General features: G+C 56.3%; 21 protein-coding genes. 13 read left to right on the top strand and 8 right to left on the bottom strand.

Features of this window, described 5'->3' with window-relative positions; genetic code table 11:
• Positions 1-71 precede the first annotated feature (71 nt).
• Positions 72-842, top strand: coding sequence for a metallophosphoesterase family protein (locus AC2FHX_RS12865; RefSeq protein WP_281972906.1), 771 nt, complete (start codon positions 72-74; stop codon positions 840-842).
• 3 nt (positions 843-845) lie between these two features.
• Here the strand turns inward: AC2FHX_RS12865 and AC2FHX_RS12860 are convergent, their stop codons facing one another.
• A complete protein-coding gene (locus AC2FHX_RS12860) occupies positions 846-1,370 on the bottom strand; it encodes a CBS domain-containing protein (RefSeq protein WP_142636370.1) in 525 nt (174 codons plus the stop codon).
• Between the two features lie 363 nt (positions 1,371-1,733).
• Here AC2FHX_RS12860 and AC2FHX_RS12855 point away from each other — a divergent pair, with 363 nt between their 5' ends.
• From AC2FHX_RS12855 to AC2FHX_RS12830, 6 genes are all read left to right on the top strand, one after another.
• Positions 1,734-2,759, top strand: a complete 1,026-nt coding sequence (locus AC2FHX_RS12855) for an FAD:protein FMN transferase (RefSeq protein WP_496677047.1) — start codon at positions 1,734-1,736, stop codon at positions 2,757-2,759.
• 14 nt (positions 2,760-2,773) lie between these two features.
• Positions 2,774-3,010, top strand: a complete 237-nt coding sequence (gene nqrM / locus AC2FHX_RS12850; RefSeq protein WP_271948901.1) for a (Na+)-NQR maturation NqrM — start codon at positions 2,774-2,776, stop codon at positions 3,008-3,010.
• A 66-nt stretch (positions 3,011-3,076) separates the two neighbouring features.
• Complete coding sequence (locus tag AC2FHX_RS12845) at positions 3,077-4,750, top strand: sulfatase-like hydrolase/transferase (protein ID WP_496701846.1); 1,674 nt, start codon at positions 3,077-3,079, stop codon at positions 4,748-4,750.
• Between the two features lie 103 nt (positions 4,751-4,853).
• On the top strand, positions 4,854-6,371 hold the full coding sequence (gene gpmI / locus AC2FHX_RS12840; protein WP_496701848.1) for a 2,3-bisphosphoglycerate-independent phosphoglycerate mutase: 1,518 nt from the start codon (positions 4,854-4,856) through the stop codon (positions 6,369-6,371).
• Positions 6,368-7,498, top strand: coding sequence for a murein hydrolase activator EnvC family protein (locus tag AC2FHX_RS12835; RefSeq protein WP_281995101.1), 1,131 nt, complete (start codon positions 6,368-6,370; stop codon positions 7,496-7,498). The genes gpmI and AC2FHX_RS12835 overlap by 4 nt, the downstream gene beginning before the upstream one ends.
• A gap of 6 nt (positions 7,499-7,504) precedes the next feature.
• Positions 7,505-8,845: a S41 family peptidase gene (locus AC2FHX_RS12830; RefSeq protein WP_142636359.1), complete on the top strand. Its 1,341-nt coding sequence runs from the start codon at positions 7,505-7,507 to the stop codon at positions 8,843-8,845.
• Positions 8,846-8,970: 125 nt separating this feature from the next.
• On the opposite strand, the gene AC2FHX_RS12825 is transcribed toward AC2FHX_RS12830, so the two are convergent.
• Complete coding sequence (locus tag AC2FHX_RS12825; RefSeq protein ID WP_271948890.1) at positions 8,971-9,327, bottom strand: VOC family protein; 357 nt, start codon at positions 9,325-9,327, stop codon at positions 8,971-8,973.
• 133 nt (positions 9,328-9,460) lie between these two features.
• On the opposite strand from AC2FHX_RS12825, the gene AC2FHX_RS12820 reads away from it, so the two are divergent.
• Positions 9,461-10,159 (top strand): helix-turn-helix transcriptional regulator, encoded by a 699-nt coding sequence (locus AC2FHX_RS12820; protein ID WP_496701850.1) that lies wholly within the window; start codon positions 9,461-9,463, stop codon positions 10,157-10,159.
• Between the two features lie 74 nt (positions 10,160-10,233).
• Here the strand turns inward: AC2FHX_RS12820 and AC2FHX_RS12815 are convergent, their stop codons facing one another.
• Positions 10,234-10,581, bottom strand: a complete 348-nt coding sequence (locus AC2FHX_RS12815) for a hypothetical protein (RefSeq protein ID WP_496689313.1) — start codon at positions 10,579-10,581, stop codon at positions 10,234-10,236.
• Between the two features lie 10 nt (positions 10,582-10,591).
• A complete protein-coding gene (locus AC2FHX_RS12810; protein WP_496701852.1) occupies positions 10,592-11,353 on the bottom strand; it encodes a DUF6478 family protein in 762 nt (253 codons plus the stop codon).
• A gap of 246 nt (positions 11,354-11,599) precedes the next feature.
• Here AC2FHX_RS12810 and AC2FHX_RS12805 point away from each other — a divergent pair, with 246 nt between their 5' ends.
• The 4 genes from AC2FHX_RS12805 to AC2FHX_RS12790 are packed head-to-tail and all read left to right on the top strand — an operon-like array spanning position 11,600 to position 17,835.
• A complete protein-coding gene (locus tag AC2FHX_RS12805; protein WP_496701854.1) occupies positions 11,600-14,698 on the top strand; it encodes an ABC transporter transmembrane domain-containing protein in 3,099 nt (1,032 codons plus the stop codon).
• Complete coding sequence (locus AC2FHX_RS12800) at positions 14,691-15,587, top strand: CPBP family intramembrane glutamic endopeptidase (protein ID WP_496701856.1); 897 nt, start codon at positions 14,691-14,693, stop codon at positions 15,585-15,587. The genes AC2FHX_RS12805 and AC2FHX_RS12800 overlap by 8 nt, the downstream gene beginning before the upstream one ends.
• A gap of 59 nt (positions 15,588-15,646) precedes the next feature.
• On the top strand, positions 15,647-16,564 hold the full coding sequence (gene accD / locus AC2FHX_RS12795) for an acetyl-CoA carboxylase, carboxyltransferase subunit beta (protein WP_142636339.1): 918 nt from the start codon (positions 15,647-15,649) through the stop codon (positions 16,562-16,564).
• The gene (locus tag AC2FHX_RS12790) at positions 16,561-17,835 is read left to right on the top strand and encodes a bifunctional folylpolyglutamate synthase/dihydrofolate synthase (RefSeq protein WP_142636338.1); all 1,275 of its coding nucleotides are present in this window, start codon (positions 16,561-16,563) and stop codon (positions 17,833-17,835) included. Before accD ends, AC2FHX_RS12790 begins: the two co-directional genes overlap by 4 nt.
• A gap of 59 nt (positions 17,836-17,894) precedes the next feature.
• On the opposite strand, the gene zapE is transcribed toward AC2FHX_RS12790, so the two are convergent.
• Positions 17,895-18,953, bottom strand: a complete 1,059-nt coding sequence (gene zapE, locus AC2FHX_RS12785) for a cell division protein ZapE (RefSeq protein ID WP_281995098.1) — start codon at positions 18,951-18,953, stop codon at positions 17,895-17,897.
• Positions 18,954-19,098: 145 nt separating this feature from the next.
• Here zapE and AC2FHX_RS12780 point away from each other — a divergent pair, with 145 nt between their 5' ends.
• A complete protein-coding gene (locus AC2FHX_RS12780) occupies positions 19,099-20,337 on the top strand; it encodes an MFS transporter (RefSeq protein ID WP_496701858.1) in 1,239 nt (412 codons plus the stop codon).
• Between the two features lies 1 nt (position 20,338).
• Here the strand turns inward: AC2FHX_RS12780 and AC2FHX_RS12775 are convergent, their stop codons facing one another.
• From AC2FHX_RS12775 to sthA, 3 genes are all read right to left on the bottom strand, one after another.
• Positions 20,339-20,959, bottom strand: coding sequence for an HAD family hydrolase (locus AC2FHX_RS12775; protein ID WP_496691594.1), 621 nt, complete (start codon positions 20,957-20,959; stop codon positions 20,339-20,341).
• A 142-nt stretch (positions 20,960-21,101) separates the two neighbouring features.
• Positions 21,102-21,557, bottom strand: a complete 456-nt coding sequence (locus AC2FHX_RS12770; protein ID WP_281972917.1) for a YaiI/YqxD family protein — start codon at positions 21,555-21,557, stop codon at positions 21,102-21,104.
• Complete coding sequence (sthA, locus tag AC2FHX_RS12765; protein ID WP_142636327.1) at positions 21,554-23,002, bottom strand: Si-specific NAD(P)(+) transhydrogenase; 1,449 nt, start codon at positions 23,000-23,002, stop codon at positions 21,554-21,556. Before sthA ends, AC2FHX_RS12770 begins: the two co-directional genes overlap by 4 nt.

The following is a 23,002-nucleotide window of genomic DNA, read 5'->3' as shown; positions in this document are numbered from 1 at the left end:
CATTGGGGCAATCCGGTACCCGAATTCACTTGCGGATTGTTGTTGCCCGCCAGTCAGGGTAGGAAATTGCGATGGTGTGGGATTGGATCAAAACCAGGTGGAAAAAACCTCAGGCGGCACAGAATTCAGTTTCTGACATCGCGCCTGACCAGAGGTTTTATGCCGTTGGGGATATCCACGGGCGATTGGATCTGTTGCAGACTTTGCTGGCAAGGCTGGATCCAGATTGCCCCACAATCTTTGTCGGGGACTACATTGATCGTGGCAATTACAGCGCCCAGGTGCTGCACCAGTTACGGCACCTTAGCCGGGTCCGAGGCAATGATTTCATTTGCCTGCTGGGTAATCACGAGGAGATGCTGTTGCGGTTCACCGATGACCCAAAACGGGTCGGCAGGCTTTGGCTGCAAAACGGTGGCCTACAAACGCTCGCCTCATTTGGAATTACCGGTGTGGATGAAGACACGGTTGGTGCGGATGCTGTCTCGGTGGCTGACAGATTGCGACGCGCAATGGGCGATGATTTGCTGTCTTGGCTGCACGACCGTCCCCTGACCTGGACCAGCGGAAACGTTACCGTGGTGCACGCAGGTCTGGACCCGGGCAAGGCTTTGGACGACCAAACACGCCAGGTTTGCCTGTGGGGCCACCCAAATTTTTCACGGCAAATGCGCGAAGATGGTCAGTGGGTTGTCCATGGTCATACGATCACGTCAGAGCCCCGCGCTGAGAATGGTGTTGTTTCGATCGACACCGGCGCCTTCTTCAGTGGCAGGCTGACCGCCACTAATGTTCGCGCCGGCGAGGTCCGGTTCATCGCAACCGACGAGCAGCCGGAATAGCTGTCAACCGACGATCATCTGCTTCATGCGAAGGGCTTCATACTCCAGCTCTTTGAGGCGGAAATGCACGACATCACCGATCGTGATCACGCCACGAAGATGGCCATCGCTGAGGACGGGCATGTGGCGAAAGCGCCCCTCCGTCATGGTTTTCAGCACATCGTTCAACAGATCCTCGGGCGCGCAGGTCTGTACGCTGCGGGTCATCAGATCTTCGACAGATTGGGGCAGGGTCTGGCCCGGAGTATCGGCCATACGGCGCACAATATCACGCTCGGACAGGATACCCTGAAGCGTACCATTCTGATCTGTCACCACCACAGCGCCGATCCGCTTTTCCTTGAGGATATTCACCACCGAATGAATTGTGTCTTTCGGGCGCACGGAAAAAACCGCGTCCCCTTTGCCAACAAGCAGCTTTTCGACTGTTGTCTGTGTATGAGAAAGGTTCGATTCAACCGACTGGCTATGCGAGGCAGCCGCGGCCTTGTCGCCGCGTGTCGGTGGCTGGTAAGAGCTTGGGGCCATGGGCAATCTCCTCTTGCTTTGCTTTTCACCTTACCGCAGCCATATGACCTGTATAGGGTACAAATGCCCAATCCGGGGAAATCTGCCAAAAACCAAGGAAATCCGGCCCGTTGTCCAACTTTTATCTGACCCCCCCTGTTGCCGTGCTGATATTTTTTGCGGTTGTCGTTTGTGGCCATAATTTTCGCATGACCTGGAAACAGCAGGCTCCGGGATGGCAGAAGAAAGCATGGCTGTTCGGGGTGCCCGCCGGAATCGGTTTGTTGGCGCTAGGCTTCCTGCCGCTGAAAGCCTGATGCAGGTTTGACTCTGATTGGGGCCGCTGTCATATGCCGGGCACGCTTTTCCTCAGGAGGGACCCATATGCGTTTCTTGCCAGTCCTGGCTGTCGCCACACTTATTTCCGGCTGCTTGTTCGACAAAGAGCCCGAGGTGGTACGCCTGTCAGGCGAAACGATGGGGACGACATTCAACATCACGGCCATCGGTGTCGATGTTGATGAAGAAGCGCTGGCGGGTGCGGTCGAACAGACGCTGGCCGAAGTTAACGCAAAGATGTCGAACTGGGACCCGAATTCCGAGGTTTCGACCTTCTCGGACTCGGGCAGCACTGAACCTGTTGCCGTTTCGAATGAATTTGCGCTGGTGCTTGATGCCGCGAATGATGTGCACGAGAAATCCGGGGGTACATTCGACGTGACTCTCGGCCCGCTGATTGAGCTTTGGGGCTTTGGTCCGCGCAAACCGGAAGATCCGGTGCCCGCAGATGCTGACATCCAGGCGGCTTTGGGCAAGGTCGGACAGGCCAGATTGCTGCAACTGGATCGCGATGCCGGAACTTTGGCGAAGGCCGATGCCGGAGTCGGCATTAACCTGTCCGCCATTGCCAAGGGGTATGGCATCGACGCCGTGGCCGAAACGCTGCGCACGGCTGGGATTGAAGACTATATGGTCGAGATAGGCGGCGATCTGGTCACAAGAGGCGAAAACGACAAGGGTGAGACTTGGCGGATCGGGATCGAAAAACCCCAGGCCGATGCGCAGAATCTGCAGTTGATCGTACAACTTGATGATCTGGGTATGGCGACATCCGGCGATTACAAGAATTTCTTTGAACAAGATGGTGTGCGGTATTCGCATATCATTGACCCAACTACTGGCCGCCCGATCACGCATCGGACCACTTCGGTCACGGTACTGGCCGAAAATGCTATGATGGCAGATGCTTGGGCGACAGCGATGTTGGCCTTGGGTCAGGAAAAGGGTTTGAAACTTGCCGAGACGCATAAACTTGCCGTGTATTTCATCTCGCGGGATGTGACAGGCGGTGAGGATGCCTATATCACGGTACACAGCACAGCGTTCAAAGAGGCGTTGGGCACCAACTGACGGGTTGAGCTGAGATGAGCACTTTTATTCTGGCCTTCATTCTGCTGCTGATCATCATGGTTGGCATGTCGCTGGGTGTAATGTTGATGGGTAAGACCATCAAGGGCAGCTGCGGTGGCCTGAATGCGATCTCGGGTGCGGATAAATGTGTGGTCTGTCAAAAGGACGTGGACCCTAACAGCCCCTTGCGCGACAAGCTTCAGTGCAAACGCGCCCAAAAGATGCTTGAGCAGATGGAACGGCAGGCCTAATAACTTAGCGCTTCGTTTGGTGGTTGGAATTGGCTAAGCAGGTCCCTGAATAACGGGGGCGCAGATTTGGCCAAAGCAAGAAACATCCTGTTCATCATGTTCGACCAGCTGCGCTGGGACTATCTGAGCTGTTACGGACATCCACATCTGCACACCCCCAACATAGACCGCTTGGTTGCGCGTGGTGTGCGGTTTGACAAGGCCTATATTCAGTCACCTATTTGCGGTTCCTCCCGTATGTCGACCTATACCGGGCGCTATGTGCATTCGCATGGGGCTTCTTGGAATGGAATCCCGCTGAAAGTGGGTGAGATGACCATGGGTGATCATCTGCGCAAGGCTGGGATGGACTGTTGGCTGGTGGGCAAAACCCATATGCGCGCGGATGCCGAAGGCATGGCGCGGCTGGGGCTGGAACCGGACAGTCTGATTGGTGCGCGCGTGGCCGAATGCGGGTTCGACGTGTTCGAGCGTGATGACGGAATGCTGCCCGAAGGGCCGGATGGGTATTATGACCCGGACGGGGCCAAGGAATACAACAAATACCTATCGGCCAAAGGATATGACAGCGACAACCCCTGGCATGACTTCGCCAATTCAGGTCTCGACGCTGAGGGCAATGTTCTGTCGGGCTGGTTTCTCAAGAACTCTTCCCAGCCGGCGAATATTGCCGAGGAAGACAGCGAAACGCCCTATCTGACCGGGCGCGGGATCGAATTCATGGAAACCCATGACGGCCCCTGGTGTTGCCACCTGAGCTTTATCAAACCGCATTGGCCCTATGTGGTGCCAGAACCCTATGCCTCAATGTACGGACCGGAACATATCCTGCCCGTGGTCCGGTCTGAGGTGGAACGCCAGAAAGCGCATCCGGTGCTCCGAGCATTCATGGACACCAAGGTTGGCGAGGCGTTCTCGCGGCAGGATGTGCGCGACGCCGTGATCCCCGCTTATATGGGTCTGATCAAGCAGGCCGACGACCAGATGGGCCGGCTGTTCGCATGGCTGGAAAAGACGGGTCGGATGGAGGACACGATGATCGTGTTAACCTCGGACCACGGGGATTTTCTGGGCGATCACTGGATGGGTGAGAAGACCTTTTTCCAGGACGCATCGGTCAAGGTGCCGTTGATCATCTATGACCCATCCCCCGAGGCTGAGGCGACCCGTGGCACTGTGAGCGACGCGCTGGTCGAGTCCATCGACCTCGCCCCAACATTCTTGGACATAGCCGGAGGCGAAGCGTCGGGTCACATTCTGGAAGGTCACTCCTTGTTGCCGATCTTGCGTGGCCATCAGGTCGAGACACCTCGGGATGTGGTAGTCAGTGAGTATGACTATTCCGCCTCGCCCATGGCGGAAAAGCTGAATGCCTCGGTTCGGGATGCAGTGATGTTCATGGTGGCCAACAAGAATTGGAAGCTGATCCATTGCGAAGGCGGGCATCGGCCACTGCTGTTCGATCTTGAAAACGACCCGAATGAACTAACCGACCTTGGCAACAGTGCTGAACACGCGGATATCATCGCCAAGATGTATGACCATCTGTTCACTTGGGCGCGTCGCCCGTCGCAGCGCACAACACGTTCCGAACAGCAACTGATCGAAATGCGCACCAATAGTCGGGGCAGAGGGGTGGTTATTGGAATCTATGACGAAAACGACGCGCCACTGGATTTGACCGTGAAATACAGAGGCCGCAAAGCTCGCCCCTATCTGGACCATACCGGCAAGGAATAGCCTTTGTAACATGAATTCTGACCTGATCAGGGCAAAAGGCGGTTCACCCTGCGCGGGGCAGGCGATACAAGACCAACCAAGAGCAGCAAACCCGGAGAGCCGAATGACCGCCCCGAAACCCGTCGTCCTGTGTATTCTTGATGGCTGGGGCCTGTCCGAGGACACCGAGGCCAATGCGCCTTACCTTGCCGACACGCCAACATTTGATGCGATCATGGCCAAGGGCCCACACGCCAAGCTGATCACCCATGGTCCGGATGTTGGTCTGCCAAGTGGTCAGATGGGCAATTCCGAAGTCGGTCACACAAATATTGGGGCTGGCCGCGTTGTTGCGATGGATTTGGGCCAGATTGATCTGGCGATTGAGGACGGTTCTTTCTTTGCCAACTCCGCGCTGCAGAACTTTATCGGTAAGGTAAAGGCTGCAGGTGGCACCGCGCATCTGTTGGGGGTGGTCTCGGACGGGGGAGTGCATGGCCACCTGAGCCATATCATTGCTGCGGCAAAGGCGATAACGGATGCTGGTGTGCCCGTTGCCTTGCACGCGGTTACGGATGGCCGGGATGTGGCCCCGAAATCAGCGCTGACCTATATCACAGAGCTTGAGGAGCGCTTGCCCGACGGCGCCCGTGTTGCCTCGGTCTGCGGGCGCTATTTTGCCATGGACCGCGACAACCGATGGGAACGTGTCAGCGAAGCCTATGGTGCAATGATCAAAGGGCAGGGGCGCAGCGCTGTTTCGGCGCGCAATGCCGTGGATCAGGCCTATCAGCAGTCGGAAACGGACGAATTTATCGTCCCGACAGTTCTCACCGGGTATGACGGCATATCAGACGGAGACGGTTTCTTCTGCCTCAACTTCCGCGCCGACCGGGCTCGTGAAATCCTGCGGGCGATTGGCGAACCCGGCTTTGACGATTTCGACACCGGCCCGCGCCCGCAGCTTTCAGCCCTGCTGGGCATGGTCGAATACTCCGACGGGCACAGCGCCTATATGACCACGGTGTTCCCCAAGCGCGAAATCGTGAATACCCTGGGTGAATGGGTGGCGAAACATGGGCTCAGCCAATTCCGTCTGGCCGAGACCGAGAAATACCCGCATGTGACCTTCTTCCTCAATGGCGGCAAGGAAACGCCCGAGGCGCACGAAGACCGCTTTATGCCGAAATCGCCAAAAGTGGCGACCTACGACCTACAACCCGAGATGTCATCGGCCGAAGTGACCGCAAAATTCGTCGAAGCCATCGGGGCGGGCTATGATCTGATCATAACCAATTATGCCAATCCGGATATGGTTGGGCATACCGGCGACCTGCAAGCGGCAATCCGCGCCTGTGAGGCTGTGGATCAAGGGCTGGCGCAAGTCGTCGCCGCGTTAGAAAAAGTGGGGGGCGCAATGATTGTAACGGCCGATCATGGAAATTGCGAGATGATGGTCGATCCCGAAACCGGTGGGCCGCATACAGCCCATACGCTGAATCCCGTGCCTGTGGCGTTGGTCGGGGGACCAGCAGGGGTGTCCTTGCGAGATGGTCGCCTGTCCGATCTGGCGCCCACACTGCTGGAACTGATGGCGTTGGATCAGCCCCCTGAAATGACTGGAAAGAGCCTGCTTTCATGACGCTTCGTGCGCTGCTTCTGGCGATTTTCTTTGCATCCAGGGCGGTTGCCCAGACCGACCCCGCAACCGCCGCATTGAATGCAGCGCAGATGCTTGAGCAGGCATCAGTATCGTTGACCGAGGCCGAAAGCGCCCGCGACCGGGTCCGTGCCCTGACCGAAACCATACAGGCGTATGAGGCTGGTCTGTCGGCCATGCGGGATGGCCTACGACGGGCGGCAACACGCGAAGCCCAGTTAACAGCCGAATTGCGCAGTCGGGAAAAGGATGTGGCACAGCTGTTGGGCGTATTGCAAACGATCGAAACCACGGCGCCTCCGGTTCTGATGTTGCACCCGTCGGGGCCGTTGGGCTCGGCCCGGGCCGGTATGATGTTGTCCGAGGTCACACCGGGCCTGAACGCAAAAGCGCAGTCCCTCGCGCGTGATCTTCAGGAAGTACGCACATTGCGACTGCTGCAGCAAAGCGCCTCGGAAACCCTGGTCGAGGGGCTGACCGGCGTACAGAATGCCCGCACCCAGTTGAGCACCGCCATCGCAGACCGAACGGATTTGCCGCGGCGCTTTGTCGAGGACCCGATCCGCACTGCTATCCTGATCTCATCGACTGAAACGCTTGACGGTTTTGCCAGCGGGCTTTCCCAGATCTCCGAAGGGCAAATCGCCGAAACGGATGCGGATATATCAAGTATCAAGGGTCAAATTGCGCTGCCGACGCAGGGCATCATCCTGCACCGGGCAAATGAAACCGATGCGGCCGGTGTCAAACGCCCTGGTATCGTATTGGGCACCCGACCGCGCGCAATAGTCACCTCGCCAACGGCGGCCACGATACGGTATCGCGGGCCACTACTGGAGTTGGGGAATCTGGTGATCCTCGAGCCGCAACCGGGGCTTCTATTTGTCTTTTCCGGGCTACAAGAGGTCTACGGAGAAGCCGGTCAGGTGATTCCCCGGGGGACGCCAGTCGGATTGATGCCTGCAGAATCGAAGGAAATCGGCGCAATTTTGTCAACAAGCGGTGATGGCACTGGAACTGACCGATCAGAAACGCTCTATATAGAGGTAAGACAGGATAACAGCCCCGTGGACCCGGAATCGTGGTTTCGGACCGACAAGGATGGATAAACGAGTATGAAGAAATTTGTGATGGCCGGTTTGGCTGGAACTATAGCAGGCCTGATTGTAACGACGCAGATCGCCGGTCCGTTGCTTGCCCAAGAAGCCGAAAACAAGGCCAGTGTCTATGAACAGCTGGATCTGTTTGGCGATATTTTCGAACGCATCCGCGCGCAATATGTCGAAGAGGTTGAGCCCGAAGACCTGATTGAGGCGGCCATTGACGGTATGCTGACCTCGCTGGATCCGCATTCCAGCTATCTGTCGCCGGATGATGCCGAACAAATGCGGGTCCAGACCCGTGGCGAGTTTGGCGGTCTGGGTATCGAAGTCACGCAGGAAGAGGGCTTTGTCAAAGTTGTCTCGCCGATCGATGATACGCCTGCGGATGAGGCCGGGATCGAAGCCGGAGATTTCATCACCCATGTCGATGGCGAAAGCATACTGGGCCTGACCCTGGACAAAGCGGTCGATCTGATGCGCGGGCCGGTGGGCTCGGAAATCGTGATCACCGTTGTCCGCGAGGGTGAACAGGAACCTTTTGACGTGCCTATCATCCGCGACACAATCAAACTGACGGCAGTACGCGCGCGCACCGAAGGGACAAGTGTGGTTCTGCGTGTGACCACCTTTAACGACCAAACCTATCCCAACTTGCAGGAAGGTCTGGCCGAGCAGATCGAAGAGGCCGGAGGGATCGACAAGGTGAATGGTGTCGTTCTGGACCTGCGCAACAATCCCGGTGGTCTGCTGACACAGGCAATCAAGGTTTCGGACGCATTCCTAAACGAGGGTGAGATCGTATCAACCCGTGGCCGCGATCCAAGCGATGGTGAGCGTTTCAACGCAACTGTGGGTGATCTGGCAGAAGGAAAGCCGATTGTGGTGCTGATCAATGGCGGGTCCGCCTCAGCATCCGAGATTGTAGCCGGCGCGCTGCAGGATCATCGCCGCGCAATCGTTGTGGGAACCAAAAGTTTCGGCAAAGGCTCGGTCCAGACTGTCATGCCACTGCGGAGCGATGGCGCGATGCGTTTGACCACGTCGCGCTACTACACGCCGTCGGGCCGGTCTATTCAGGCGCTTGGTGTCAGCCCCGACATCATCGTTGAACAGCCCCGCCCAGCCCCGGAGACCGAGGAAGAAGAGGCCAATGGGAACACCCGTTCCGAGGCTGATCTGCGTGGCAGTCTGAACAATGACAGCCTGAGCGAGGATGAAATCCGCCAGATCGAAGAAGATAGGGCCAAGGCCGAAGCCACCGCCGAATTGCGGGAAGAGGATTACCAGCTGGCCTATGCCATCGACATCCTCAAGGGGCTGTCAGCCTTCAACCCGGACGGGCCATCGCAATAAAGAAACCGGGCCGCCTGACAGGCGGCCCTTTTCCTGATGGGGCCGCTGCCGATCGAGGTAGGGTGGCTGATTAGAGCCCGATGCCACCTATGTTGTCTCCCAACCAACGTCCGCTCTGTGAAAAGCTAGTCAGAAAAACACATCTTGTTTCCATCCAGGTCTCGAACGTATGCAGAGAACTTTGGCCCGCGTTGGTTGGGGGCCCCCTCACAATCACCCCCGAGATCTGTAGCTAAAGCGTGCAGCCTTCTGACTTCTGCGTGGCCACCAACGCAAAATCCAACCATCGTTCCATTACCGTTGGTGGCCGGCAACGTGTCGAAGGGTTTGGCCACGGCGAAGGCAAAATCCTTTCCAAGCCAGTAAGTCATTCTTTCTGAAGGCGACATGCTTTGGAGACCCGATTGCGAAAACAGTGTGTCGTAGAAGGTTCTTGCAGCTGCCATGTCATTCGTTCCGACAACAAAGTAATTCATTTTCATCGATTTAGCTCCTGCAAGTGAGTGGCCTGCGTCAGGCATTGGTTTCAGTGATCCAAGCTATATCGATTAATGTGCCATTTTATGTCTTATTTGATTCATGGCACGGGCTAATACACACAACAGACTGAGGCGATTGGAATTGCTTGCGGTTCAACTCAAGCAAGATGCCCATTGTACGGTTAGAGACTTGGCGCAACAGCATGGTGTCAGTATGCGCACGATAGCCCGCGACCTTGTGCTTATGCGGGACCAAGGCATGCAGATAGACGCTGATCGCGGTCGTGGAGGAGGTGTGCGCCTCGACCGCAACTGGGGCGTTGGTCGCATGAACCTGACATACGCTGAGGCGGTCGACCTGCTAATCAGCATTGCTGTCGCAGAGCAGATGAAATCACCAATGTTGCTTGCGAACTTGGCTTCGGTAAGGCGGCAGCTTGTGGCCTCGTTTTCACCCGAGAAACGCAACAAGGTGAACCAGCTCAAGTCCCGTATTATCATAGGCGTCACGGCTTCGACTTATGTTCAAGCCAGCGCGAGCGCCCCACCAAAAAGGATTGTGCAAGCGGTTCATCAGGCTTTCGTCGATCAGAAGGTCTTGGAGCTGCGATATCAAAGAGAAGACGGTGTTATTTCCAACCGGCAAATTGAGCCTCAGTATCTCTTGTTGAAGTATCCCATTTGGTACGTCGTTGCGATCGACCGTCTGAGAAACGAACCAAGGACATTTCGGTGCGACCGGATGCTTGGGGCCTCAATGGGCGAAATGCGCTTCAAGCTCCTGCCGAAAGAAAAATTTCAACCCTCATTGGTAATTGATGATTCTTCGATGTGATCGGGTCATGGCCAACAGTAAGCGGACAATGACACCTGAATTATAGGCACGCACTTCGTCCGCCCTTCTACCGCCTACTGAGACCGGCGAAAGACTCGTTTTAGCATATCAAGCTCTGCTCGCATCAGGTCCAGTTCGGCGCGCAGGTCATCGGCGGCGGCGTTTCCTGCAATGATCGAGAACCCGCCCAGTTTAAGCCCTGAAACGGAATCTGAGATTACAAAACTGTGGACCCCGTCAGACAGGGCCACATCAGGCACCTGTACACGAAGCTCCCATCCGGTGTCGGCTGGTGACAGGTGAACCTCATCCAGCGCGTCACCACGGTAGGACACGCTGATCTCGGGCTGCGTATCGGCCTGCAGGTGGCCCATCCAGGTACCATTTTCCAGGCCCAGAGATGTGAGTATCAGATCGGTCATGGCAGGGTTCTCATAAATCGGCGCGATGGTGACGACAGACGGTCAGGTCCTGCAACACTATCCGGTTCATCCAAGGATTATCCAGAATGATATCCAGCCAGACTTTGTCCATGCGGCGTTCATTCAGTGGTAAATGTGCAAGATCAAAATCCACGCTGTTTGAAGGACCAGTAGGATCAAGTTTGCGCAGAACCTGTTCGGCGTTTGGGCCGTGTCGAATATTGAGCCGCGCGAACAATTCCTGTGGGCGTTCGGCCTCAATATGGCAATCGACTCGGATCAGATGCTGCCGCGTCAGCTCTTGCACAGCCTCTTGTGGAAGCTCGATAGAGAGAGAGAGAAATGATCCCTCGAACCCGAAAACCTCGACCGCCAAGCTGAACGGTGACAGATCATGCTTGCGCGTGTTCCTGATCTGGCGCGTGCTGATTTCCTGGCGCGGACAGTCGTGAAACAGCGTTGCCTCATCGTTGATACGTGCCTTACGCGGGGCCGAGGCGACACCGGGGCGGGGCTGAGGATAGCGCCACAGCTCGGGCCTCCAGCTCCAGTCGGTGCCCAACGGTTTCGGGAAATGGGTTGATCCCGCCACAGGCCGTGTAAGGCGGCTGTTAGCCTGAAGGATCAGCGCATCCAGCTCGGATCGCAAGCGACGTGCATCATCACGCTGCAGCCGCAATTCAGAAAGCACAGCTTCGGGCGCTGCCCGGGCGTCCCGCTGCCAGCGCGTAAGTGCTTTGCGGTGAATATAGCGATCCAGTAGCTTGCCCATGATCCCAATCTATTGCTCCACACATCTTTTGTCGGATATCCACCCGAGGATAAAGCCGATTTGCATCATAGCGTCGGTAAATTACCGAAAATGTGAACACGCTTTTGGCTAGGCAGCAAAGTTGTGACCTGTTACGGAGGGCGCCGTTCTTGCAATCGACCCGGTCAGTGCGTACCGTCTGACACCTGATTGCAGTGGACCATCCGTTACAACCCTATAGCAATATTTCCGAGGCAAAGACGGGGCATGGAACCCACTCTATTCGCATTCATCTGGAAGCATTCCAAGAAACAGCAACTGGTTTTGTTGCTGCTGACATTGTTTTCTTTTCCCTTCCTCTATGCATCACTGGAGCTGCCCAAGCAGATCATTAACGATGCGATTGGTGCACCAGGCAGCTCGGTAACTTTCTTAGGAGTTACGGTGACGCAGGTGCAGTATTTGTTGATTCTGTGTCTGGCCTTTCTGGCGACGGTCATCGCCAGCGGTCTGATGAAAATGCGGATCAACACCATGAAAGGTGTGTTGGCCGAACGCATGTTACGCCGACTGAGGTACACGCTGATCCACCGAACTCTGCGGTTCCCGAAATCCTATTTTGCCACCACCAGTCAGGGCGAGTTGGTGTCGATGATCACGTCCGAAGCTGAACCGATGGGCGGCCTGATGGGGGATGCGATCGCACAACCCGTATTCCAGTTTGGTCAGATGATGACCATTGTGACGTTTCTGTTCATGCAAAGCGTGTGGTTTGGTCTTGCAAGTATTGCGCTGATCCCGCTGCAGGCTTGGTTGATTCCAAAATTGCAGCGCCAGATCAACCTGTTGAACAAAGACCGAATTCAAGAAGTTAGGCGCTTGAGCTCAGAAATCGGCGAAAGCGCAGCCGGGATCAGTGATCTGCGCACCAACGGAGGCTGGCGGCACAGATTGGCCCAGTTCAGCCATCGTTTGGGAACTTTGTTCGAGATCCGATTCAAGATCTATAACAAAAAGTTCTTCATGAAGTTTCTCAACAATCTGATCACTCAGATGACCCCGTTTCTGTTTTATTCGGTGGGCGGATACCTGGCGATCACGGGCGAGGTAACAGTGGGCGCGCTGGTGGCGGCACTGGGAGCATATAAGGATCTTAGCGGACCTTGGAAGGATCTGCTGACCTATTACAATCAGGTTCAGGACATGTCGTTGCGGTGGGAAATCGTGACCGAACGCTTCGCACCCGACAACATGGTGCCCGAAGAGCTGTTCGAGGGCGAGCCTGATTCCATTCCGCATCTGACTGGCGAGATCAAGCTGCAGAATATTACCGTTCGGGATAACGATGGGAAAACTGTTCTCGAGGATATAGACCTCGTCATACCCAAAGGGGCCCGCGTGGCCATCAAATCCTCGAATGCGGCCGAAAGAGGGGCATTGGCTCAGCTGCTGACCCGCGAATTGCTGCCGGTTCAGGGCGACGTCACGATTGCCGGACATGACATCCAATCTTTGCACCAATCCGTCATCGCGGCGCGGATCGGATATGCCTATTCTCGACCATATCTGTTTGATGGGTCGATTGGGGACAACTTGATGATGCCCCTGAAAACACGCCCTCAGCATGAAGCCGACGCCGCCAGGGCCCCTAGCCGCCGCCAGATCGAGGCCGCGCGAGCGGGGAACTCGGTGGATTCGCTGTCAGATGAATGGATTGATCCCGGTCTGGCCGGGCTCAACAACACTGACGACATCCAGGATTGGTGGTTCAAGCTGGTCGAGGCGATGGGAACGGATGAATTCATGTTCCGCCGCACCCTGCGCAGCCAGTTGAATCCGGATCAGCATCCCGAATTTGTGCAAAATATCATCGACCTCCGTGGCCCCATCCATGACAAGTTGGTGGAAAAAGATCTGGACCGCTTTGTCTACCGGTTCGATCCGGACAGGTTCAACCCAACTGTGCCTTTGGGCGGCAACCTTCTTTATGCAGCACCGTCGCAGGAAATCTCGCCGGACATTCTGGCCGGCGATAATCGGTTCATGCAAATGCTGCGTACACATGAGCTTGATGACGACGCGCTGAGTATCTCAAGCGCTGTTCTGGAAACGCTGAGCCATGCTTTTGGGCGGGACGGAACCGACCATCCGCTGTTCCTGCGCCTGGGCTTGAGCAAGGAAATGTTCCACCGGCTGCTGGCAATCGAAGACAAGCGCAAGGCAAAAGGCGTGGACGAGCTGTCGCAGCGCGAACACGCCTTTCTTCTGACCGTTCCGTTCCTGCTGACCGCCGAACAGATTGGCCCTGATTTCCCGGATGAATACAAACAGAAGATTCTGAAAATCCGCACTGAACAGGGCGAGAGGCTACGCGGAAGCCTGCAAGAGATATTTGTACCGGTCACACCGGACACATACATCGCGCGTATGACAGTTATGGAAAATGCGCTTTTCGGGCGGGTGTCTGTGACGGCGGGTGCTCATGCTGACGAGATAGAGGATGTGGTTGCCGAAGTGATCAATGCCGCAGGTCTGCGCAGACAGGCAGCGGCCATCGTCTATGATCTGTCCGCAGGGCTGGGTGGGAACAATCTGACAACCGTCTTTCAGGAACGAATTGCCTTCTCGCGCGCCGGGATTAAACGGCCGGATTTGCTAATCCTGGATAAAGCGTTGGCCAGCCATGACTCTGAGAGCCGTTTACGCACCCGGTTGAAACTGCGCGAACTGCTGCCCGATTCCATCATGATTTTCATGGAGGACAGTTTCGCCCATCCCGAGGCTTATGATCTGTTTGTTGAAATCAAGGATGGCCGCATTGACGGTGTCTCGAAAACGCAGCTCGAACAAGAATCCGGCACCACCGCTGACCTCAGCCGAAAGCTGAAGATTATCTCGTCAACTCCGCTTTTTGCCAATATCGACGGTCGCAACCAGAGATTGCTGGCGTTTTCGGCGCAGTGGTATTATGCTGCCGCTGGTCAGGTCATTTTCTCTCGTGGGCAGGCGCCGGATGCGGCCTATCTGTGCATTTCGGGTCATGCGAAGCTGATGTGGCACGAAGAAGACGGTTCGACCCGGTCCATATCTGTCATTGAACCCGGGCGCCTGATCGGTGACCTGTCTGTTATCACCGGTGAGACCAGGCAGTTGGATCTTGTGGCAGGCGAAAACTGTTCATTCCTGCGGATTGGTGCAGTGGAACTGCGCGCGGTGATCGAAAGCGATGCAAGCGTTGCGGTTCAGTTGCTTGAAACAGTTGCCGGATACCTGACAACCATTTCGGAAAAGATCAACGCCACCAAAGCATCGACCTTGTTCTTCGATGATGAGGACCAGACCGAAAGTTCCCACCAGAATGTCTGAAATCCGCGCGCCCTCTTACGCCCCGCATGAGCAACTGGTCGCCGACGCACGCGACAAACCACAGCTGTGGCGTCTGCTGGCCGGCCTGGCAACAATTGTGGTCGTTGCAACCGTCTTCAATCTGATCCTGTTTGCAGTCGTAACCGTGGCCGGACCGCAGGAATGGGCCAGCGGGTTGATGAACGGCTCGACCCCGATCTCGATGGTGATCCTGCTGTCAAGCTTTGGGTTTGTCACATTTGGTGTGTGGACCGCAGCGCGACAGTTTCAGAAGCGATCCCTGGGTTCTATTTTAGGGACTCGGGGCAAAGCGGCCAGACAGTTCTGGCTTGTGCTGCGCGCCCTGATGGTGCTTGGCGTGGTTATCGTAACCGTGCCGCACGTCATTATGGGCGCGCAGCTTGTTCAAAACCTGTCCTTTTCGGTTTGGCTGGTATTCCTGCCTCTGTCGCTATTGGCTGTGTTTGTCCAAATCAGTGCGGAGGAGCTGCTTTTCCGCGGATATATGCAGCAAAGCCTGGCGGCGCGATTCCGTTCTCCGATCATCTGGATGGGGGTACCGTCGCTTCTATTCGCGGTGGGGCACTATTCGCCCGATGCGGCGGGCGGCAATGCAGAGTTGCTGGTGCTGTGGACTGGTCTGTTTGGACTTTTGGCTGCGGATTTGACCGCGCGGGCGGGAACCCTGGGCCCGGCCATAGCGCTGCATTTTTTCAACAATGTCATAGCGCTCTTGTTTGTCTCGCTCCCTGACACCCTCAGCGGTCTTGCCTTATTTGTACTGCCCTTTGATATGACCGATACTCTGACATTGCGGCAATGGTTATATGTGGATTTTGCCGTGATGATTGTCAGCTGGTTTATCGCGCGCCTTGCGCTCAGGCGCTGATTGCAATTCTTTCCGTAGCGTCTTATGTGACGTCAACGCCGTACTAGCAAGGTTCCGACATGAACTGGATCACAAACTACGTCCGTCCCCGGATTAATTCGATCTTCTCACGCCGGGAAGTCCCCGAAAACCTTTGGCACAAGTGTGACGAATGCGGCACGATGCTGTTCCACCGCGAATTGGCGGAAAACCAGAATGTCTGCACCCAATGTGATCATCATATGGCGATCACTCCGCGCGACCGGTTCGGGCACCTGTTTGATGGTGGTATATTTACCGAGGTCGATGTTCCCGCTCCCAAAGATGATCCGCTGCAGTTCCGGGACCAGAAGAGATACCCCGACCGAATGAAAGCAGCGCAGAAGAAAACTGGCGAGCAAGAGGCGATGCTGGTCGCCAAAGGTGATATCGGACGTACGCCGATCGTGGCAGCGGCCCAGGATTTCTCGTTCATGGGCGGCTCGATGGGTATGTATGTCGGCAATGCCATCATTGCGGCCGCGCAAGAGGCAGTGAAGTTGAAACGCCCGCTGATCCTGTTCTCGGCAGCGGGTGGCGCGCGAATGCAGGAAGGCATCCTGAGCTTGATGCAGATGCCGCGAACCACCGTGGCGGTTGAGATGCTGAAAGAGGCAAAACTGCCCTATATCGTTGTACTCACCCATCCTACCACCGGAGGCGTGACCGCTTCTTATGCGATGCTGGGCGACGTCCATATCTCGGAACCCAATGCGCTAATCTGCTTTGCAGGCCCGCGCGTGATCGAACAGACCATTCGGGAAAAGCTGCCCGAAGGATTTCAGCGCGCAGAATACTTGCTGGACCACGGAATGCTGGACCGGGTAACGAAGCGTACCGAAATGCGTGACGAATTGATCACGATTACCCGCATGCTGATGAATCAGCCTCCTGCGGTCAAAGGTGATTTGCCCGCGCCCACCCCCGAAGCCCCAGAGAAAGACGCGGATCAGGAATGACTTCGCCATCGTCAGACGTCATCCTTGATCGGATGATGGCGCTGCATCCCAAGATCATTGACCTGACGCTGGATCGGGTGTGGCGTTTGCTTGCCGCACTGGAAAGCCCTCAGACCAAATTGCCTCCGGTCGTTCATATCGCAGGGACAAATGGCAAGGGGTCTACGCAGGCTATGATCCGCGCCGGTATGGAAGGGGCGGGGAAAACGGTTCACGCCTATACCTCTCCGCATCTTGCCCGGTTTCACGAGCGTATTCGGCTGGCAGGTGAGTTGATTTCGGAAGCCGAACTGACAAACGTCCTTGATGAGTGCTATGCCGCCAATGGTGGTGAGAACATCACCTATTTCGAGATTACGACCTGTGCGGCCCTCCTGGCCTTTGCCCGCAAACAGGCTGATTATACCTTGCTTGAGGTCGGCCTTGGCGGGCGCCTGGATGCAACAAACGTGGTGCACGAACCCGCCGTGACGGTTATCACGCCGGTTTCCATCGACCATGAACAGTTTCTAGGCGACACGTTGGGCAAGATCGCTGCCGAAAAAGCCGGGATCATCAAGCCGGGCGTCCCTTGTATCGTCGGCCCACAGCAGGACGAAGCGCTTGAGGTCATCGAATATACAGCGGCCCGTCTGGGTGCCCCATTGCTGGTACACGGTCAGCACTGGCATGTGACCGAGGAAAACGGACGTCTTGTGTATCAGGACGAAATCGGGCTGCGGGATCTGCCGCTGCCCAACTTGCTTGGCGCACATCAAATTCAGAATGCGGGTGCGGCAATAGCGGTATTGCGCCATCTCGAACTTGGTGATCAGGCCTATGAGGCCGCCGTTACCAAGGCCGAGTGGCCAGCACGGATGCAGCGTCTGAAATCCGGCCCGCTTGTTGAACAGGCCGCGCAGGCCGAGCTGTGGCTGGATGGTGGGCACAATGCCGCCGCAGGAATTGCGCTTGCTGAAGTGCTGAGAAAATTACCGCAATCTCCGACACATTTGATCTGCGGAATGCTCAACACCAAAGATGTCGCTGGCTATCTTGCACCGCTTGCCACGCAGGCTCAAAGCCTGACCGCAGTGTCGATACCGGGTGAGGCTGCGACGCTTAGCGCTGAAGATACGGCGCAGGCTGCTGACCAGGTTGGCATGAAAGCCGACACAGCAGAGAGTGTATCCGCGGCCCTGCAGAAAATCACAGACCAAGACCCTCAGGCCCGTATCCTGATTTGCGGATCACTCTATTTGGCGGGCAACATTCTACGCGAAAACGGATAGGTCTTCACCCGGCGGAAATACCTTGGGGAAGGCGCGCAAAACGTGACGGGGCAGCGCCCCTATGCCCCCCAATCTTCGGCTTGCATCTCGCGCAGTCGCGAGGCAGTGCGTTCGAACTCGAACGTCCCTTCACCCTCGACATACAACATCTCGGGCTCTGCGGCCGCCGAACAGATCAGGCGAACCCGCGCCTCATACAAGGCGTCAATCAACGTCACAAAACGCTTGGCCTCATTGAAATTATTCCGGGACAGGCGCGGGATGTCCTCCAGAACCAGAACTTTGACCGCCTCGGCAACGGCCAGATAATCTGCAGGACCCAGCATCCGTCCGCACAGATCATAGAAGCTTGCTCGGGCTATCCCGTTCCGAAAGGCCGGCAATTCGACAGCACGGCCATTTACCTGCAACACCAGCGGTTCCGCCGCACCGCCCGCGAGATCGTTCCAGACGGATCGGATATTCTGTCGAGCCTCGGGGCCGATCGGCGTGAAATAGACTGGCGCACCTTCAAGACGGTTCTGTCGGTAATCAGTGGGCGAGACCAGCTCCCATATCTGAAGCTGTTCCTTGATATGCGCGATGAATGGCAAAAAGAGCTGGCGGTTCAAGCCGTTCTTGTACAATTCGTCCGGGTGCCGGTTGGATGTGGTGATAACCACGACCCCGCCAGCATGCAAAAGATCAAACAGCCGCCCGACGATCATCGCATCGGTGATATCGGTGATCTGCATCTCGTCAAATGCCAGCAGTTTTACGGATTTAACAACCGAGTCCGCGACCGGTGCAAGCGCATCCTCAACTCCGTCCTTACGAGCTTTGTGCATTCCCGCGTGGATTTCCTGCATGAAAGCATGAAAATGGACGCGACGGGCGGGGATGTCGCCAAGCGCGTCGACAAACATATCCATCAACATCGACTTGCCACGACCAACTCCGCCCCACAGATAAAGTCCCTGGGGCGGCGGGGGTGCCTTGCGAAAGAAACCACGCTTGACCGGGGTAGCCAAGGCCGCGCGAATGCGTTCGAAATGCGGAAGGACAGCCTCTTGCGCATCGTCCCGCGTCAAAGTGTCATCGGCGATGCGTGCCTCGTAAATCGATATCAAATCTGACATATCCCGAGGGATACCTTCACCTCAGAGCATTGAAAAGAAGGCATTTGGAAGATGCATCAATTTTGCTTATCCACGGCGTCAAAACTCCTGAATTGACCACGGTACAAATTTGGCTACCGTCGCGGCTCGGACATTCGAGGATCCTATGCCACAGCACGCGCGCCTGCTAAACCCGATCTTGATCGTCGGCTGCATCATTATCGCCGTCAGTTTTGCAGTGCGGGCATCCTTTGGCGTATTCCAGATCCCTATTGCGACTGAATTCGGCTGGCTGCGCACCGATTTTTCGATGGCGATTGCGATCCAGAACCTCGCTTGGGGAATTGGACAACCCATTTTTGCCGCCATCGCCGAGAAGGTGGGGGATCGCCGTGCGATTGTGCTAGGGGCATTGACCTATGCAGCGGGCATGGTGTTGTCGGCGTGGTCCGTTACCCCGTTCGAGCATCAGATGTACGCCTGGCTTGTGGGCTTTGGGGTTGCCGGCACGGGGTTTGGTGTCGTGCTTGCCGTAGTTGGGCGGGCGTCCTCTGATCATAACCGCTCTATGTCTCTGGCCGTCGTGACAGCGGCAGGAAGCTTTGGCCAGGTTTTGGGTGCTCCAACAGCCGAATGGCTTTTGTCTTTTATGCCTTGGCAACAGGTTTTCATCGTGTTTGCCGTTGCCATCCTGGCACTGGTCATGACTCTGCCTTTCATGCGCGCCCCCCAAGCGGCAACCAAAGCTGAAATCGAAGAGAGCATGGGCCAGATTCTGGCTAAGGCCTTCCGGGACCCGTCTTATACCCTGATTTTCCTGGGATTTTTCAGCTGTGGGTACCAGCTTGGCTTTATCACAGCGCATTTTCCCGCTTTCGTTACCGAAATGTGCGGCCCGATTCAGCCGGGTGGAATACTGCATTCCATTGGTATAACGACAACTTCCGCATTAGGGGCTGTGTCGATTTCATTGATCGGGTTGGCCAATATCGGAGGGACATTGCTGGCGGGGTGGGCTGGAATGCACTTTCCCAAGAAATACCTTCTGGCCTCTATTTATACCGCCCGCACGCTTACAGCGGCGGCTTTCATAATCCTGCCGATCACGCCAATCACGGTCGTTGTATTCTCATTGGTCATGGGTTCGCTCTGGCTGGCAACGGTTCCACTGACCTCGGGGCTCGTCGCACATTTGTATGGGTTGCGCTACATGGGTACGCTTTACGGCATCATCTTCTTCAGCCATCAGGTCGGCAGTTTTCTTGGCGTCTGGCTTGGCGGCCGCATGTATGACCAGTACGGAGATTACACCTTTGTCTGGTGGATCGGCGTGGCCATCGGCGCCTTCAGCGCCATCGTTCACCTTCCCATCCGCGAGAACCGGCCGCTACCCGTCGCAGCCTAATCTAGCGGGCCTCTTCGCGGGTCAAAAGCCCCTCTGCCACCAACCGGTCGGCCCATCCTTGCGGGCCCTCAAAATGATGCGTTTGCCAGCCTCGCGCCTGCGCCGTTTCGATATTGTCGATCCGGTCGTCGGTGAACAACAACGCCTCAGGCGCCAGACCACAATCGGCTTCGACCATCTCGTAAATCGGGACATGCGGTTTCACAGTCTGCATGCGACCTGAAACATACAGCCGGTCAAACTCGGTGAGGAATGGATAGACCGTGGTTGCATACTCAAAATTCTGCACCCCGAAATTTGTGAGCGCAAAGACCGAGATGCCTTTGGCGCGCAGCGCACGTTGCAGTCGTACCGAGTGGGGAATTTCGGGCGTGGCCAATTCGATCCACTTGTCGTGCCACATCCGGATTTCATCCCGCCATTGGGGATATTTATCAGCCCAGCCATAGATAGTGTCAGTGAAATGTTGCCCCTGATCAACCAGATCGTTCATTCCATGCAGGTCAACCTCGGCAAACATGGCCCGGCGACGGTCTTCACCAATAACCGCGTCGTAGTAGCGTTCTGGCTGCCATTCTATCAGGACATTCCCGATGTCGAAAACCACCGCTTCTATTGGCATGAACAATCCTTCTTAGAATCTCTGCTGGGGCTGACTGAATCAATCCTTGCCGCGCTTTTCAAGACAGGAACTGCAGCGCGCAGCGCTGCCCGGCCCAACCGGAGGGGACGCATCTCTGATGCGTCTGTGACGGGCGGGAGGGTCACGCCCTTAGTGCCGCCCGCAATTCCCGTTCCAACGCATCCAAAAACCGGGACCTATCGGCCTTGCCAAAAGGCTTGCCACCGCCCCCGGCGCCCAGAGGGTTTGCCGAACGCAGGTCTGCCATCAGGTCGCGCATCGCCAGTTGCTGACCAATATTGGCGGCGGTAAAGGCCTCGCCGTTGTGACGTAATACACGCGCACCTGCTTCAACACATTTCGCGGCTAAAGGAATGTCTGAGGTCACAACCACGTCCCCTGTACCACAACGCTCTGCGATCCATTTATCGGCCTCATCCGCACCTGCGGACACGATCACAACCTGTACCAGAGGATTGGCCGAAGGCCTCAGGCCACCGTTCGAAACCAGAGCCATCGGAATCTTATGTCGGGTCGCTACACGCTCGGCCTCGGCCTTCACTGGACAGGCATCTGCGTCTATGTACAGGGTTGTCACGCTTTCTTTGCCTGTTTCTCGGCAGGCTTCTTCTTGACCTTGAATTCCTCGGGGATGGGCATCCGGTTGAACGCATCCAGACCAGCGATCTTATAAGCCTCGGCCAAGGTCGGGTAGTTGAATGTGTTTTGAACGAAATAATCCACTGTGCCTTTCAGGTTCAATACAGCCTGTGCGATATGGATCAGCTCAGTCGCGCCTTCGCCTACGATCTGCACACCAAGAACCCGGCGGGTTTTCAGCGAAAACAGCATCTTCAACATGCCATGTTCCAACCCCATGATGTGCCCGCGAGAAGTTTCGCGGAATCGCGCGACGCCAACCTCATAAGGGATATCGCGCTCCTGTAGTTCCTCTTCGGACATGCCGCAGGTGGATATCTCGGGCACCGAATAGATGCCGTAAGGGTACCAGGGGCTTTCCGGCAGGGTCGGGGTCTCCAACGCGTGACATGCCGCCACGCGCCCCTGCTGCAGCGAGGTTGATGCCAGCGAGGGATGTCCGATTACATCTCCGGTCGCATAGATATGCGGTACCGCTGTCTGATAGGTCTTGCGATCGACCTCAATCCGGTTGCGGTGATCGGTTGTCAGCCCGACCGCATCCAGATTCAAGGCCGAGGTCGCGCCCATCCGCCCGGCGGCAAACAGCAACATCTCGGCCCGGACATGCCGTCCATTCTCGAGCGTCACTTCTACGTGGCTACCTCCATCTTCGATCTTTTCAACGGCAGAGCCCAGCCGCAAATCCACGCCGTTTTCGCGGATTTGGTGGGTAAAGTCGTGGATCAGCCGGCTGTCGATGAAATCCAGAAACGTCTCGCGGGGTTCAATCAGGGTGACACGTACATCAAGCGCTGAAAACATCGTGGCATATTCAACACCGATTACACCGGCCCCTATCACGCATAGCGAGCGCGGTATCTCGGCCATCTCCAGAAAATCATCGCCATCGACGATGGTCTTCCCGTTGAAGGGCACATAATCGGGACGATAGGTCTTGGTTCCGGTGGCGATCAGGAACTTTGCGGCGGACAGACGTGTGGTTTCGCCTGCGTCGGTTGCAACCTCAATCTCGTGGGGACCGACAAATCTTGCCAGACCATTTAAGGTTTCCACGTGGTTCCGGTTGAACTGATGTTCCAGCACATCGACCTCATGGTCCAGCGTCATGTGCAGCCGAGCCTTGAGGTCTTCGGCCCGGATCTGATCCTTTACCCGGTACGAGCGCCCGTAAAAGCTGCGCTCGCGCCAGCCAGACAGGTTCAGCACTGTCTCGCGGAGAGTTTTTGACGGGATGGTCCCGGTATGGACCGAGACCCCACCCAACCGATCCTTGCGGTCGATAACCAGCACCCGGCGTTTCAACTTGCCTGCCTGAATCGCCGCCGAACGACCGGAAGGGCCGGACCCGACAATGATCAGGTCATAGTCGTATTTGCTCAT

This window comes from Ruegeria sp. CDSC042 (assembly GCF_059610745.1).
Note: the sequence above shows the minus strand (reverse complement) of the source record. Positions and strands in the feature narration are given on the sequence as shown.

Excerpts from the sequence above, each read along its gene's own strand:
- AC2FHX_RS12790 (WP_142636338.1), top strand. The coding sequence starts at position 16,561 with ATGACTTCGCCATCGTCAGACGTCATCCTTGATCGGATGATGGCGCTG.
- AC2FHX_RS12835 (WP_281995101.1), top strand. The coding sequence starts at position 6,368 with ATGACGCTTCGTGCGCTGCTTCTGGCGATTTTCTTTGCATCCAGGGCG.
- AC2FHX_RS12800 (WP_496701856.1), top strand. The coding sequence starts at position 14,691 with ATGTCTGAAATCCGCGCGCCCTCTTACGCCCCGCATGAGCAACTGGTC.
- AC2FHX_RS12825 (WP_271948890.1), bottom strand. The coding sequence starts at position 9,327 with ATGAAAATGAATTACTTTGTTGTCGGAACGAATGACATGGCAGCTGCA.
- gpmI (WP_496701848.1), top strand. The coding sequence starts at position 4,854 with ATGACCGCCCCGAAACCCGTCGTCCTGTGTATTCTTGATGGCTGGGGC.
- AC2FHX_RS12830 (WP_142636359.1), top strand. The coding sequence starts at position 7,505 with ATGAAGAAATTTGTGATGGCCGGTTTGGCTGGAACTATAGCAGGCCTG.
- sthA (WP_142636327.1), bottom strand. The coding sequence starts at position 23,002 with ATGAGCAAATACGACTATGACCTGATCATTGTCGGGTCCGGCCCTTCC.
- AC2FHX_RS12855 (WP_496677047.1), top strand. The coding sequence starts at position 1,734 with ATGCGTTTCTTGCCAGTCCTGGCTGTCGCCACACTTATTTCCGGCTGC.
- zapE (WP_281995098.1), bottom strand. The coding sequence starts at position 18,953 with ATGTCAGATTTGATATCGATTTACGAGGCACGCATCGCCGATGACACT.
- AC2FHX_RS12775 (WP_496691594.1), bottom strand. The coding sequence starts at position 20,959 with ATGCCAATAGAAGCGGTGGTTTTCGACATCGGGAATGTCCTGATAGAA.
- nqrM (WP_271948901.1), top strand. The coding sequence starts at position 2,774 with ATGAGCACTTTTATTCTGGCCTTCATTCTGCTGCTGATCATCATGGTT.
- accD (WP_142636339.1), top strand. The coding sequence starts at position 15,647 with ATGAACTGGATCACAAACTACGTCCGTCCCCGGATTAATTCGATCTTC.
- AC2FHX_RS12865 (WP_281972906.1), top strand. The coding sequence starts at position 72 with ATGGTGTGGGATTGGATCAAAACCAGGTGGAAAAAACCTCAGGCGGCA.
- AC2FHX_RS12815 (WP_496689313.1), bottom strand. The coding sequence starts at position 10,581 with ATGACCGATCTGATACTCACATCTCTGGGCCTGGAAAATGGTACCTGG.
- AC2FHX_RS12780 (WP_496701858.1), top strand. The coding sequence starts at position 19,099 with ATGCCACAGCACGCGCGCCTGCTAAACCCGATCTTGATCGTCGGCTGC.
- AC2FHX_RS12860 (WP_142636370.1), bottom strand. The coding sequence starts at position 1,370 with ATGGCCCCAAGCTCTTACCAGCCACCGACACGCGGCGACAAGGCCGCG.
- AC2FHX_RS12805 (WP_496701854.1), top strand. The coding sequence starts at position 11,600 with ATGGAACCCACTCTATTCGCATTCATCTGGAAGCATTCCAAGAAACAG.
- AC2FHX_RS12810 (WP_496701852.1), bottom strand. The coding sequence starts at position 11,353 with ATGGGCAAGCTACTGGATCGCTATATTCACCGCAAAGCACTTACGCGC.